The sequence below is a fragment of the Variovorax sp. OV329 genome (assembly GCF_900114785.1).
GTDB lineage: Bacteria > Pseudomonadota > Gammaproteobacteria > Burkholderiales > Burkholderiaceae_C > Variovorax.
Genome location: NZ_FOUG01000002.1, coordinates 106,622 through 120,840 on the forward strand (window position 1 = coordinate 106,622; position 14,219 = coordinate 120,840).

Sequence of the window (14,219 nt, forward strand, 5' to 3'; positions counted from 1 at the left end):
GGCAGTACCCATGAGCGATGCAACGACAGCGGATTCCACGAAGTTCGGCGTCCACTCGGAAGTCGGGCAACTGCGCAAGGTGATGGTCTGCGCACCGGGCCTGGCCCACTCGCGGCTGACCCCCAGCAACTGCGACGATCTCCTGTTCGACGACGTGCTGTGGGTGGACAACGCCAAGCGCGACCACTTCGACTTCGTCGCCAAGATGCGCGATCGCGGCATCGAGGTGCTGGAGATGCACAACCTGCTGGCCGAGACCATGGCGGTGCCCGAGGGCAGGAAGTGGGTGCTGGACAACCAGGTGGTGCCCAACCAGGTCGGGCTCGGCTTTGTCGACGAGCTGCGCAGCTACCTGGAAGGCATGGACGACCGCAAGCTGGCCGAGACGCTGATCGGCGGCCTCTCGACGCACGACTTTCCCGACTCGGTCGGTGGCGAAGCCCTCAAGGTGGCGCGCGAGGCGGCCGGCGTCGAGTACCTGCTCTCACCCTTGCCCAACACCCTCTACACGCGCGACACCACCTGCTGGATCTATGGCGGCGTGACGCTCAACCCGCTGTACTGGCCGGCGCGCCACGAAGAGACGCTTCTCACCACGGCCATCTACAAGTTCCATCCCGAGTTCACCGGCAAGGTGAACGTGTGGTGGGGCGATCCGCTCCAGGACCACGGCATGGCGACCCTGGAAGGCGGCGACGTCATGCCCATCGGCAAGGGCATCGTGCTGATCGGGATGAGCGAGCGCACCTCGCGCCAGGCCATCAGCCAACTGGCCGCCACGCTGTTTCGCAAGGGCGCGGCGCAGCGCGTGATCGTGGCGGCCATGCCGAAGATCCGCGCCGCCATGCACCTGGACACGGTCTTCACCTTCGCCGACTTCGACTGCGTGATGGTGGCGCCGGACTTCATGGAGAAGACGCGGGCCTTCTCCTACTACCCCAGCGAGCATCCCAGCGGCGTGGAACTGCGCAAGGAACCAGCGCCCTTCGTGGATGTGGTCGCCAAGGGCCTGGGCCTGAAGAAGATGCGGGTGGTCGAGGCCGGCGGCAGCGACTACCAGCGCGAGCGCACCCAGTGGGACAGCGGTGCCAACCTGGTGTGCGCCTCGCCGGGCGTGGTCTACGCCTACGACCGCAACACCTGCACCAACACGCTGCTGCGCAAGCAGGGCATCGAGGTGATCACCATCGTGGGCGCCGAACTCGGGCGCGGGCGCGGCGGCGGCCACTGCATGACCTGCCCGATCGTCCGCGATCCGGTGGACTACTGACCCGGCTCGACAAGAGAAGGCCGGAGACCCCCACACATGGCCGTGCCGCAGGACCGGAAGCTCTCTTTCGGTGCCCTGATCGCCTTGGTGGTGGGTTCCATGATCGGCTCGGGCATCTTCGCGGTGCCCTCGGCCTTCGGCCGCTCGACCGGCGGCCTGGGTGCCCTGATCGCCTGGACCATCGCCGGCGTGGGCATGCTGATGCTGGCCTTCGTGTTCCAGACCCTGGCGCGGCGCCGGCCCGACCTGGACGCGGGCATCTATGCCTATGCCAAGGCGGGCTTCGGCAGCTACCTCGGCTTCTGCGCCGCGGTGGGCTACTGGATCGGCTGCTGCCTGGCCGACGTGGCCTGCCTGGTGCTCATCAAGGCCACCCTGGGCCTGTTCTTCCCGATCTTCGGGGACGGCACCACGCCGGCGGCCATCGCCGGCGCATCGCTCATCCTGTGGGGCACCCACCTGCTGGTGCTGCGCGGCGTGAAGGCCGCCACCTCGCTCAACACCATCGCGACGATTGCCAAGATCGTGCCGCTGGCCGTCTTCATCGTGGTCGCCATCGCCGGCTTCAACGCCGATGTCTTCGCGTTGAACTTCCGCGGCAACGATGCACAGGGCCAGTCCGGCCTGGCCGCGCAGGTGCGCGGCACCATGCTGGTGACTGTCTTCGTTTTCGTCGGCATCGAGGGCGCCGTCGTCTACTCGCGCTACGCCAGGCGCCGCGAGGACGTGGGCGCGGCCACATTGCTGGGCTTCCTGGGCGTGCTGAGCCTGCTGGTGCTGGTGACCATGCTCTCGTACGGCGTGCTGCTGCGCCCCGACCTGGCCGCGCTGCCGCCGCCTGCGCTGGCCGGCATCATGGCCTCCATCGTCGGGCCCTGGGGCAGCGTCTTCATCAGCATCGGCCTGCTGATCTCGATCCTGGGCAACTACCTGTCCTGGTCGCTGCTGGCAGCGGAGGTGCTGCATTCGGCCGCGAAGGACGGCACCATGCCGGCCTTTCTCGCGCGCGAGAACGACCGGGGCGCACCGCTGGCGGCGCTGTGGCTCACCAACATCGTCATCCAGCTCTTCCTGGTGGTGACCGTGTTCGCGGAATACGCCTTCACGCTGGCGCTGAAGATGACCGGCTCGATGACCCTGCTGCCCTACTTGCTCGTGGCCGCCTACGGGATCAAGCTGGCCTGGACCGGCGAAACCTACAAGTCCGAGCCACGCGAGCGCAGGCGGGACGCGCTGCGCAGCGCCGTCGCGGCCGTTTATGCCGTGGTGATGCTCTGGGCGGGCGGCCTCAAGTTCCTGCTGCTGTCGGCCATCCTCTATGCGCCCGCCACGGCCCTGTATGCGCTTGCGCGGCGGGAACAGAAGGCGCGGCTGTTCAGCGCCGCGGAGTTCCTCGTCTTCCTGATTCTTCTGGCCGCTGCCGTCGGCGGTGCTTTCGCGCTGCGCTCCGGCGCAATCACGATCTGATGTCACGTCCCGTTCCCATCCTTCGAAAGGAAAGCCCGCCATGACACGCTACGTCTACATCGCCCTGGCCATCGTCCTGGCCGCCATCGTGCTGCTGTTCAAGGTGCAGAACCTGGCCTCGGTGACGGTGTCGCTGTTCTCCATGCAGGCCACCATGCCCACCTCGGTTCTGATCCTCGGGGTCTACGTGCTGGGCATGTTCACCGGCGGCTTCGTGCTCGGCTTCCTGCGCAACGTCACGCACGAGGTGACGGCGCGGCGCTGAAGGCGCACCGGGCTTCTTCCACTTCCAACTTCAACAGGAGAAAAGCAATGAACGGCTTCTGGGACTTCGTGCAACTGATGATCTGGTGCTTCTTCCTCATCTTCTACCTGCTGGTGCTGTTCCAGATCATCGGGGACATCTTCCGCGACAGCCAGATGGGCGGCTTCACCAAGGCGCTGTGGGTCATCGGCCTGTTCGTGCTGCCCATGCTCACCGCCATCGTCTACATCATCGCCCGCGGGCGCGGCATGGCCGAGCGGCAGCGCGCGAGCCTGCAGCGCGCGAAGGAAGAGACCGACGCCTACATCCGCCAGGTAGGCGGCAAGTCGCCGGCCGAGCAGATCGCCGATGCCAAGGCCCTGCTGGACGCGGGAACCATCAATGAGGACGAGTTCGCGCGCTTGAAGGCCAAGGCACTGCAGTAGCGCCGCCGGCCGCATGTCCACGACGATCGCGATCCTCGGCGGCGTCGGCCTGTTCCTGCTCGGCATGAGCGTGATGACCAGCGGCCTCAAGGCCCTGGCCGGCACGCAGTTGCGCACCACGCTGAGCCGGGCGGCCGCCACGCCGCTGTCGGGCGCCTTCTGGGGCGCCTTCGTGACGCTGATCGTGCAGTCGTCCAGCGCGACGACGATGACCACCATCGGCCTGGTGAGCGCCGGCCTGCTCACCTTCACCCAGGGCCTGGGACTGGTGTTCGGTGCCAATGTCGGCACGACAGGCACGGGCTGGCTCATCGCCCTGATCGGCGTGCGCGTCTCGCTCACCTCCGCCGCGCTGCCGATGATCTTCGTCGGCGCGCTGGTCATGCTGCTGGGGCGCGGGCGCCTGTCCGCGGCGGGTGCGTCGCTGGCCGGCTTCGCACTGGTGCTCTTCGGGCTGACCACGCTGCAGCAGGGCATGGGCGGCATGGCCGAGCAGCTGCATCCCGAGAACTTCCCGACGGTGTCCGGCCCGGGCGTCAGCTTTGCTTCGAGCGTGATGGGCGTGCTGGCCCTGGTTGCCCTCGGCCTGGTGATGACGGCGGTGATGCAATCGTCCACCGCCGCCATCGCGGTCACGCTGTCGGCGCACTTCGCGGGGGCCATCGGACTTGACCAGTCCTGCGCGCTCATCATCGGCCAGAACATCGGCACGGCGACGAGTTCCGCGCTGGCCGCGATCGGCGCGAGCAGCACCGCCAAGCGGCTGGCCCTGGCCTACATCCTGTTCAAGCTGATCGCGGCGCTCATCGCGCTGGCGCTGTTCCCCTTCACCATTCCACTGGTCAACCGCCTGTCGGCCAGCTTCGATGGCGTGACGCTGCTGGCGGCGTACCACACGGCCTACAACGTGATCGGCGTGGCCGTGCTGCTGCCGCTGATCGACCGCTTCACCCACTTCGTCACGCGGCTGCTTCCGGAGCGCAGGTCGCACCTCACGCAATGCCTGGACCCCGCGGCGCTGATGACGCCGCTGGCCGCCGAGGAAGCCGTGCGGCGCACCGTGGCGCGCGCACTGGGGGCGATCTGCGGCTCGGTCGGCGAGGCCCTGGCGGCCAAGGGCCATGGGACGCCGGCGCGTGCCGGCAAGGCAAGCGCTTCGGTGGCCGATGCCAGCGCCGCGCTGGGCCAGGCGCGCGAGTTCATCTCGGAAAGCAGTGGCCCACCCGAATCGGACGAGGAGCAGGACCGCCTCACGAGCACGCTGCACGCGCTCGACGAAGCCTCGCGGCTGGCCGATTTCACCGGCGAGAACCCGGCATTCGGCGCGGTGGCCAGCGCGCCCGAGGACGCACGCGCCGCGCAACTGTGTGCGCAAGTGATGCGAAGCGCCGTGCTGATCGCCGACGAAGTGGGCGCCCTGCCCAGCACATCCCGCGAAGCCGCCTCTGCCGTGGTGCTCGACCAAGAGACGGAAGTCACCGCAGATGGCGCGTCGATCGAGCACGCCATGCTGCGTCTCGAGCAATCCGCCGAGGCACTGCGCGAGCTGCAGCCAGCCCACCGCAAGGCGACGCTGGGCTCGGTGGCCGGCGGCGCCACGAGCGCGGACGAAGCGATGGCGCGCGTCGACGCGGTCCGTCGCCTCGAAGCGCTGGCGCGCTACACCGGGCTCGCCATGGCCCATCTGCTCGGTCGCCAGTAGCCAGCAGCAGGGCCTGCGAAGCCGCGCGGCGCGGCGCGATCCATCGAATCGATGCCGTCGATCGAAAGCATCGAAACTCTTCACTTCCTGCCGCGAATCTTCATGGATAAGGTACGCCCATCGAGACAAGACCCAAGGACAGGACCATGAAGATCGGCAAGGAGACCGTGCCGCGCACGCGCATCTCCACCTCGGATGAAGACACCATCGTCGTGCGCGGGCAGGACCTGTGCGCGGACCTCATCGGCAAGACCTCGTTCACCGACTATTTCCACCTGCTGGTCACCGGCCAGCGCCCCACGCCCGCGGCCACGGCCGTGCTCGACGCGACCCTGGTCGCCATTGCCGAGCACGGCCTGGTGCCCAGCGTGCAGGCCAGCCGCATGACGCTGGCGGCGGCGCCCGATGCACTGCAGGGCGCGGTGGCGGCGGGCATCCTGGGCTGCGGCTCGGTGATCCTGGGCGCCTCGGAGAACGCGGGCCGGATGTTCGTGGAGATCGACCAGAAGGCCGGCGCCGATGGCGACCTGGATGCAGCGGCCCTGGCGGTGCTCAAGGACTATCGCGTTGCGGGCAAGCCGATCCCGGGCTACGGCCATCCGCTGCACAAGGCGCGCGACCCGCGGGTCGACGCCCTCTTCCGCGTAGCCCGCGACTGCGGCGCGGGCCAGCGCTTCGTGGCCATCGCCGAGGCGGTGGAGCGCGTGATCGGCGATGCGACCGGCAAGGCGCTCAAGCTCAACGTGTCGGCCGCCATTCCCGCGGTGCTGCTGGACGTGGGCTTCCCGGTCACGGCCCTGCGCGGCGTGCCGATCCTGGCGCGCACCGCGGGGCTCATCGGGCACCTGGTCGAGGAGATGCAGCATTCGATCGGCTTCGCCCTCTCCTATCAGGCCACGCGGGAGCTGGTCTATGAAGGCGAAGTGCCCGAGGGCTTCGGCAAGAAGAATTAGAGCAACGCAACGCAACCCCACACCATTCACAAGACAGGAGACAAGAAGACATGGCAACGAGGAGAGAACTTCTGGCGGCATCCGTCGCCCTGCTCGCCGGCGCATCGGCCAGCGCGCAGCAGACGGCGCCCGCCTGGCCCACCAAGCCCGTGCGGGTGATCGTCGGCTTCGCGGCCGGCACGCCGCCGGACGTGTTCGCCCGCATCTACGGCGAGTACGCGGCCAGGAAGCTGGGCCAGGCCTTCGTCATCGACAACAAGCCGGGCTCGGCCGGCAACCTGGCCACCGATGCGGTGGCCAAGTCCACCGACGGCTACACGGTGCTCTACAACGTGTCGACCGCCTTCACCATCAACCCGTCCATCTACGGCAAGCTGGTCTTCGACCCGGCCAAGGACCTGGTGCCCGTGGCCACCACCATGCGCCAGGGGCTGGTGCTCATCGCGGGCCCGCAGTTCCAGGCCGATTCGCTCAAGGCGCTGCTGGAGCAGGCCAGGGCCAAGCCGGGGACCATCTCGCATGCTTCCTACGGCGCCGGCAGCCCTTCGCACCTGATCATGGAATGGCTCAAGGACGAGACCAAGACCAGCATGATCCACGTGCCCTACCGCACCTCGCCCATCACCGAGCTGCTGGGCGGGCAGGTCGACACCGTGCTGGAGCCCATGGCCTCGGCCTACCCGCTGATCGCCGCAGGCAAGGTGAAGGCCCTGGCCTACTCGGGCGAGCAGCGCCATCCGGCCATGCCCAATGTGCCCACCTTCGCGGAAGTGGTGCCGGGGCTGTCGATGATGTCGTGGCACGGCATCTGGGCCCCCTCGACCATGCCGCCCGCGGTGGTCGCGCAGCTGCATGCAACCTTCCTGGCCGCCAGCCAGGACCCGGACATCCAGCGCCGCATCAAGGAGCTGAACTCCGAGCCGCTGGGTGCCAGCCGCGAGGAAATGGCCGCCATGGTCAAGCGCGACTCGGACATCTACGGCCGCATCGTCAAGGCCAAGAACATCCGCGTGGATTGAACAGGAAACAAGCGCAATGCCCAAGGTACTCGAGGGAATCAAGGTCCTGGAACAAGGGACGTTCATCACCGGGCCGGCGGCCGGCATGCTGCTGGCCGACCTGGGCGCGGAGGTCATCAAGATCGAGCAGCCGGAAACGGGCGACCCTTTCCGCGCCTTTCGCGGTGGCCTCTACAGCCCGCACTTCCAGACCTACAACCGCAACAAGAAGAGCGTGACGCTCAACACCAAGAACGCGGGCGATGCCGCCGTGTTCGACGAGCTGGTGCGCGAGGCGGACGTGTACATCCAGAACTTTCGCCCTGGCGCGGCCGAGCGCCTGGGCGCGGGCTGGGAGCGGCTGCACGAGCTCAACCCGCGCCTGGTGTACTGCGCCATCAGCGGCTTCGGCCAGGACGGACCCGCATCGGGCCGGCCCGCCTACGACACGGTGGCGCAGGCCGCCAGCGCCTACCTCAACCTGCTCATCAACCCGGCCAACCCGCGCGTCGTGGGCCCGGCGCTGGCCGATGCGATGACGGGCTTCTACGCGGCCTACGGCGTGATGGGCGCGCTCATCGCGAGGCAGCGCACCGGCGTGGGCAGCCGCGTCGAGGTGTCGATGCTGGAGGCCATGTGCCACTTCAACCTCGACGCCTTCACGCACTTCTTTTCCGAAGGCGAGGTGATGGGCCCCTTCAGCCGGCCGAGCGTGTCGCAGTCCTACGTTCTCGAATGCCAGGACGGCAAGTGGATCGCGCTGCACATGTCCTCGCCCGAGAAGTTCTGGCAGGGCCTGGCCGATGCGATCGAGCAGCCCGGGCTGTTCAAGGACGAGCGCTTCGCCGACCGCGAAGGCCGCATCAAGCACCAGCCCGAGCTGATCGAACTGCTGGGCGCCGCCTTCCGCCAGCGCACGCGCGCGCAGTGGTGCGAGCGGTTGGAAGCGCGCGACGTGCCCCATGCCCCCATGTACGACACCAGCGAGGCGCTGGAAGACCCGCAGGCCAAGCACCTGCAGCTGGCCATCGAGACCGAGCACCCGGTGATGGGGCCGTGGCGCACGGTGCGCTCGCCGGTGAGCTTCGACGGCGAGCGCAGCCTCTCGGTGACGGCGCCGCCCGTGCTGGGCGAGCACGACGAGGAAGTGATCGCGCCGCTGCGCGAGCGGCTGCGCCAGCGCGGCTAGCCGGGCGCGCTGATCCAATCTGCAGCACGCTGCTCCTGTGCGGTACAGCCTCCGCCGCGGGGCTGGCGCAGCCTCGGCCAGCGGCCGAATGCATTCCCGTTGCCTGACAAGGACTTGCGCCCCACGCGCAGGCGGTGGCCCGCATTGGCCCGCCGATTGCGCTGTGTTCCATGCGCTTCCTTCCTCAACTTCAACGGAGATGAACTCATGGACATGGCTGAAATGCGCAATCTCGGCATTGCGAACCCCTTCAAGAAGCAGTACGGCAACTACATCGGCGGGCAGTGGGTCGCGCCCATCGACGGGCAGTACTTCGACAACCTGACGCCGGTCACGGGCACGCCCTTCACGAGCATCCCGCGCTCCAACGCAAAGGACATCGAGGCCGCATTGGACGCCGCGCACAAGGCCAAGGCCGCATGGGGTCGCACCTCGACCACGGAGCGCGCCAACATCCTGCTGAAGATCGCCGACCGCATGGAGCAGAACCTGCAGACGCTCGCGGTTGCCGAGACCCTGGACAACGGCAAGCCCCTGCGCGAGACCATGGCCGCCGACATGCCGCTGGCCATCGACCACTTCCGCTACTTCGCATCCTGCGTGCGGGCGCAGGAAGGCGGCATCAGCGAGATCGACCACGAGACCTATGCCTACCACTTCCACGAGCCGCTGGGCGTGGTGGGCCAGATCATTCCGTGGAACTTCCCGATCCTGATGGCGGTGTGGAAGCTGGCGCCGGCGCTGGCCGCGGGCAACTGCGTGGTGCTCAAGCCGGCCGAGCAGACGCCCGCGTCCATCCTGGTCCTGATGGAGATCATCGGCGACCTGCTGCCTGCGGGCGTGCTCAACGTGGTCAACGGCTTCGGCCTGGAGGCCGGCAAGCCGCTGGCATCGAGCCCGCGCATCGCCAAGATCGCCTTCACCGGCGAGACCACCACCGGCCGCCTGATCTCGCAGTACGCCAGCCAGAACCTGATTCCCGTGACGCTGGAGCTGGGCGGCAAGTCGCCCAACATCTTCTTCGAGGACGTGCTCTCGGCCGACGACGCCTTCTTCGACAAGGCGCTCGAAGGCTTCACCATGTTCGCGCTGAACCAGGGCGAGGTCTGCACCTGCCCCAGCCGCGCGCTGATCCAGGAATCGATCTACGACCGGTTCATGGAGCGTGCGCTCAAGCGCGTGGAAGCCATTACGCAAGGCCACCCGCTGGACACCGCCACCATGCTGGGCGCGCAGGCCTCGAAGGAGCAGATGGAGAAGATCCTCTCGTACATCGACCTGGGCAAGCAGGAAGGCGCACAGTGCCTGGCCGGCGGCGGCCGCAACGAGAAGAGCGGCGACCTGGCCGGCGGCTACTACGTCAAGCCGACCGTGTTCAAGGGCCACAACAAGATGCGCATCTTCCAGGAGGAGATCTTCGGCCCGGTGCTGTCGGTGACCACCTTCAAGACCGAGGAGGAAGCGCTGGAGATCGCCAACGACACGCTGTACGGCCTGGGCGCCGGCGTGTGGAGCCGCGACGGCGCGCGCGCCTTCCGCATGGGCCGCGGCATCCAGGCCGGCCGCGTGTGGACCAACTGCTACCACCAGTACCCGGCCCATGCCGCCTTCGGTGGCTACAAGCAGTCGGGCATCGGCCGCGAGAACCACAAGATGATGCTCGACCACTACCAGCAGACCAAGAACCTGCTGGTGAGCTACAGCCCGAACAAGCTGGGCTTCTTCTGAGAAAGAAAAGGAGCCACGCATGAGCGATACGCAGGTCGGCGCGCCCTCCGCGCCGGTGGTCGCTCGCGTGTCCGCGACGCCGGCCGCGCAGGCGCTCATCGAGCGCCTGCGCGCGGCGCATGGGCCGCTGATGTTCCACCAGTCGGGTGGCTGCTGCGACGGCAGCGCGCCCATGTGCTTCGCCCTCGGGGAATTCATCACAGGCGACGCCGACATCTGCCTGGGCGAGATCGCCGGCACGCCCTTCTACATGAGCCGCTCGCAGTTCGAATACTGGGAGCACACGCACCTGATCATCGATGCCGTGCCCGGCAACGGCGGCATGTTCTCGCTGGAGCGGCCGACGGGCATGCGCTTCCTCACGCGCTCGCGGCTGTACGAGGATGCGGAATGGCAGGCGCTGCAGGCGCAGGGCCGGCCCGCCTGAGCGGGGCCCGCGCGTTCTTTCAGCCTGCCTGCCAGGCGACGTTGGCGCCCTCGAAGATCTGGCGCAGGCGTCCGCTGTCTGCGAGCTGGTTGATGCCGGCCTGCAGCGCCTGCGCCAGGTCGGTCGCATCCTTCTTCACCGCCATGCCCACTGCCCAGCCGTCGCGCCGGGCGCGCGGCGAAGGCAGCGGCGTGATGGCGAAGCGCGCATCGCCGCGCAGCACCGACTCCATCTCCGAGGCCAGTCCCGCCGCGGCGGCGAACTCGCCGCGCTGCAGGGCGCGCGCGGCCTCGGCGCCGTCCTTCCATTGCGTGGAAAGCTGGTTGCGGTACGCACCGCCGTCGGCACCGATCATCAGCCAGCCGGCCAGCGTCTGCCCGGGCACGGCCACCTTGGCATCGCCGAGAGCGGAGAGGCTGTCCAGCTGCGGCTGCCGATCGAGCCGGCGCGCCAGCACGACGCGCTCGCGGTAGTAGGGCGCGAAGATGCGGGCCTGCGGCGTCTCGTCGATGAGCGGCTTGTCCACCGGCACGTGCAGCAGCACGTCGGCCGGGCCGAAGCCCAGGTAGTGGCCACGCCAGACCATGTTGCGCAGGTCGTCGCCCATGTTCTCGTCGGCGTTGAAGGGCAGCATCGACAGCTGCAGGCCCAGCGACTCGGCCAGCTCCCGCGCCAGTTCGACGTCGATGCCCTTGCCTTCGGCGTTGAAGGGCGGCATGTCCTTGTAGAGCGCGACCGTGAGGCTGCCGCGCTCGCGAATGCGGTCCATCGGCGCCGCGCGCGCGACGAGCGCCGGCCCCGCGAGCGATGCGGCGCCGATCCACTGCAGGGCGGCGCGGCGCGAGAGATGTGATGCACGCATGTTCGCCCTCCTTACATCGGCTTGTCGCGGCGGGTCTCGAGGTAGGCCTTGATGGACCAGATCGCCTCCTGGTTCATCACGCCCTCGAAGGGCGGCATGTACACCGCGCCGTTGCGCGTGCGGCCATGGCGCACGGTGGTCAGGAAGAAGTCGTCCATCTCCTTCACGCAGGCCGCCTTCTTGCCCGCGTCCTTGAGCGAGGCGCAGTCGTTGTCGATCTTGCGCAGGTCCGGCGCGATGCCGCCCGAGATGGCCTCGATGCCGTGGCAGCGGGCGCAGTTCTGGTTGTACGCGGAGGTGCCGATCTTCACCGCCGCAGCATTGCCGCGGTACGGGTTCTCCGGACGCCATTCCTTGCCCAGTTCGGGCAGGCCGTGCGTGTCCACCGCCTGCGGCGTCACGTCGCCATGCGACCAGGCCAGGCCGGCGCAGGCCAGGCCCAGCGCAGCGGCCATCAGCTTCAATCCCTTGCGGGTCCCGGGGGGCAGGCCCCTTGCAGTCGGTCGCGTGGCTTTCATGGTTTCGTCTCCGTTCACGTTCAGTTGATGACGCGCCGGAGTGCGCAAACGCTATGCCACGCGAGGTTGTTGCAGGCAGGAACACAAATTGCGTGGATTGCCTCGCGTGTGGCATCCTTTGGAGCTGCAGGGCGAGATGTAGCGAAGAGCTGTGTGTCCGCTGTACCAGAACGGGACACAAGGTCGCGACAGACTAGAGTTTTGACGAGACAGACACCTGCTCAGCAGAAGCAGCGGAGACAACACCATGGTTGCAACCCCACGAGCGCTGGCCGCGACTGCCAGGACCTGGACCACCCCAGAGGCACTGCCCGTGTCCGAGCAGCGTGAACGCACGGAACTCATCGAGCAGTGGCACCAGCGCTGCTCGGCCCTGGGCCTCACGCGCGTCGAGCGGCCCCACTTCGAACCGCTGATGCGCAGCGACCTGGCGGTGGCGCGCGAACGCAACCAGCGCCTGTTCACCCATGCCGCCCCGGTAATGGAAATGCTCTTCGAGCAGATCGTCGACACCGAAAGCATGATCGTGCTGGCGGACGTGAGCGGCACCATCCTCCACTCGGTGGGCGACGACCGCTTCCTGCAGCGCGCCGACAAGGTCGCGCTGACGCCCGGCGTGAACTGGGCGGAGCATTCCAAGGGCACCAACGCCATCGGCACGGCGCTGTTCGAGGAGGCGCCCACCGTCGTGCACGGGGGCGAGCACTTCATTCACGCCAACAACTTCCTGACCTGCTCGGCCGCGCCCATCTTCGACCCACGCGGCAACATGCTCGGCGTGCTGGACGTCACCGGTGACCAGCGCTCCTACCACCGCCACACCATGGGCCTGGTGCGCATGTCGGCGCGCATGATCGAGAACCAGTGGTTGTCCGACGACTACGGCAACCGGCTGCGCCTGCACTTCCACACCCGGGTCGAATTCATCGGCACGCTGCTGGAAGGGATCATCGTGGTGGGCGCCGACGGCAAGATCCTGGGTGCCAACCGCAGCGCGCTGGACCAGCTGGACATGAGCAGCGCGGCGCTGCGCATGCACAGCCTGACCAGCCTGTTCGGCACCACCGCGCCGGCCGTCTTCGATCACTTCCGCGCGCCGCTGGCCACGCCCATGGCGCTGAGCCTGCCCGACGGGCGGCATTTCCATGTCAGCGCGCGCTTCAACGGGCCGCAGCGTCCGGCGGCCGGCGAACTGCGCGCCGCGGGCGGGGGCGACACGGCTGCCCTGCGCAGTTCGGACGGGGCCGATGCCCGCCGCCCCGCGGGCATGCTGGCCGGCGCCACGGCGCATTCCGCGGAAGGCACGCTGTTCTCCGGCCTGCACTACCTGGACACCGGGGACCCGCAGATCGCCACGCTGATCCGGAAAGTGCAGCGCGTCATCAACCGCGACATTCCCCTGCTCATCCTGGGCGAGACCGGCACGGGCAAGGAACTGCTGGCCCGCGCCGTGCACCAAGACTCGAACCGCGCCAGGCAGCCCTTCGTGGCGGTCAACTGCGCCTCCATCCCCGAGTCGCTGATCGAGGCGGAACTCTTCGGCTACGAGGACGGCGCCTTCACCGGCGCGCGCCGCAAGGGCTCGGTGGGCCGCATCGTGCAGGCCAACGGCGGCACGCTGTTCCTCGACGAGATCGGCGACATGCCGCTGGCCCTGCAGGCGCGCCTGCTGCGCGTGCTGCAGGAGCGCCAGGTGACGCCGCTGGGCAGCCTCAAGTCCATCCCCGTGGACATCGCGGTGATCGGCGCCACGCACCGCAAGCTGCGCGACATGATCGAGGCCGGCTCCTTCCGCGAAGACCTGTACTACCGCCTCAACGGCCTGGTGGTGAAGCTGCCCGCGCTGCGCGAGCGCAGCGACCTCGACGTGGTGGCGCGGCGCATCCTGCTGAGCGATTGCCCGCACGGCACGCCCGAGATCAGCGCCCAGGTCATGGCGCTCTTCAAGGCCTGCGCCTGGCCGGGCAACGTCCGGCAACTTGCGAACGTTCTGCGCACCGCCGCCGTCATGGCAGCGGGTGAGGGGCAGATCCAGGAGCAGCATCTCTCCGACGACTTCCTGGAGGACGTGCGCAGCGGGCGCATCGCGCCGCCGCCGCAGCTGTCCATGCCGATCCGCACGGAGCCAGGGGTGGCGCATGCCGCGCCCCCGCCCTTCCTGCCTGCAGCCGGCAGCGAGCGGGCACCGGACGGCGCCAGTGCGCCGCTCCAGGCGGCGGAGCCGGCAACGCCCCTCACCCTGGGTGAGGCGGAAGTCGAGCTGATCCGCAGCACCCTGGCCGCAGCCAACGGCAACATCTCGGTCGCGTCCAAGCGGCTGGGCATCAGCCGCAACACCATCTACCGCAAGCTGCGCTGGAGCAAGTGAGGCAGGCGGGCGCGGGACAGTCCTCAGGGACTACCCTGTGCCAGCGT

13 protein-coding genes are annotated in these 14,219 nt (G+C 68.4%); 11 read left to right on the forward strand and 2 right to left on the reverse strand.

Translation table 11 applies throughout. From position 1 onward, the window contains the following. The first annotated feature begins 10 nt into the window (after nucleotides 1–10). The 10 genes from BM345_RS03235 to BM345_RS03280 all read left to right on the forward strand — a co-directional run bounded on the left by BM345_RS03235 (nucleotide 11) and on the right by BM345_RS03280 (nucleotide 10,424). Nucleotides 11–1,270: an arginine deiminase gene (locus BM345_RS03235; RefSeq protein WP_093375507.1), complete on the forward strand. Its 1,260-nt coding sequence runs from the start codon at nucleotides 11–13 to the stop codon at nucleotides 1,268–1,270. A 36-nt stretch (nucleotides 1,271–1,306) separates the two neighbouring features. After that, nucleotides 1,307–2,737, forward strand: a complete 1,431-nt coding sequence (locus BM345_RS03240; RefSeq protein WP_093375509.1) for a basic amino acid/polyamine antiporter — start codon at nucleotides 1,307–1,309, stop codon at nucleotides 2,735–2,737. Between the two features lie 40 nt (nucleotides 2,738–2,777). Beyond that, nucleotides 2,778–3,002, forward strand: coding sequence for a LapA family protein (locus BM345_RS03245; protein WP_093375511.1), 225 nt, complete (start codon nucleotides 2,778–2,780; stop codon nucleotides 3,000–3,002). A 47-nt stretch (nucleotides 3,003–3,049) separates the two neighbouring features. Continuing rightward, nucleotides 3,050–3,427: an SHOCT domain-containing protein gene (locus tag BM345_RS03250; RefSeq protein WP_093375513.1), complete on the forward strand. Its 378-nt coding sequence runs from the start codon at nucleotides 3,050–3,052 to the stop codon at nucleotides 3,425–3,427. Nucleotides 3,428–3,440: 13 nt separating this feature from the next. Then, nucleotides 3,441–5,129 (forward strand): Na/Pi cotransporter family protein, encoded by a 1,689-nt coding sequence (locus BM345_RS03255; RefSeq protein WP_093375515.1) that lies wholly within the window; start codon nucleotides 3,441–3,443, stop codon nucleotides 5,127–5,129. Nucleotides 5,130–5,275: 146 nt separating this feature from the next. Then, complete coding sequence (locus BM345_RS03260) at nucleotides 5,276–6,082, forward strand: citryl-CoA lyase (protein ID WP_093375517.1); 807 nt, start codon at nucleotides 5,276–5,278, stop codon at nucleotides 6,080–6,082. 50 nt (nucleotides 6,083–6,132) lie between these two features. Next, complete coding sequence (locus BM345_RS03265; RefSeq protein WP_093375519.1) at nucleotides 6,133–7,101, forward strand: Bug family tripartite tricarboxylate transporter substrate binding protein; 969 nt, start codon at nucleotides 6,133–6,135, stop codon at nucleotides 7,099–7,101. A gap of 16 nt (nucleotides 7,102–7,117) precedes the next feature. Then, complete coding sequence (locus tag BM345_RS03270) at nucleotides 7,118–8,269, forward strand: CaiB/BaiF CoA transferase family protein (protein WP_093375521.1); 1,152 nt, start codon at nucleotides 7,118–7,120, stop codon at nucleotides 8,267–8,269. 207 nt (nucleotides 8,270–8,476) lie between these two features. Further along, nucleotides 8,477–9,997, forward strand: a complete 1,521-nt coding sequence (gene adh, locus BM345_RS03275; protein ID WP_093375523.1) for an aldehyde dehydrogenase — start codon at nucleotides 8,477–8,479, stop codon at nucleotides 9,995–9,997. 19 nt (nucleotides 9,998–10,016) lie between these two features. Continuing rightward, entirely contained in the window at nucleotides 10,017–10,424 is a 408-nt protein-coding gene (locus tag BM345_RS03280; protein WP_093375525.1) for a DUF779 domain-containing protein, read from the forward strand. 19 nt (nucleotides 10,425–10,443) lie between these two features. Here the strand turns inward: BM345_RS03280 and BM345_RS03285 are convergent, their stop codons facing one another. Both BM345_RS03285 and pedF read right to left on the reverse strand, forming a co-directional pair. After that, nucleotides 10,444–11,286, reverse strand: a complete 843-nt coding sequence (locus BM345_RS03285) for a type 2 periplasmic-binding domain-containing protein (protein ID WP_093375527.1) — start codon at nucleotides 11,284–11,286, stop codon at nucleotides 10,444–10,446. Between the two features lie 11 nt (nucleotides 11,287–11,297). After that, complete coding sequence (pedF, locus tag BM345_RS03290; protein WP_254789547.1) at nucleotides 11,298–11,741, reverse strand: cytochrome c-550 PedF; 444 nt, start codon at nucleotides 11,739–11,741, stop codon at nucleotides 11,298–11,300. A 310-nt stretch (nucleotides 11,742–12,051) separates the two neighbouring features. On the opposite strand from pedF, the gene BM345_RS03295 reads away from it, so the two are divergent. Next, a complete protein-coding gene (locus BM345_RS03295; RefSeq protein WP_093375531.1) occupies nucleotides 12,052–14,172 on the forward strand; it encodes a sigma-54-dependent Fis family transcriptional regulator in 2,121 nt (706 codons plus the stop codon). The last annotated feature ends 47 nt before the right edge of the window (nucleotides 14,173–14,219 follow it).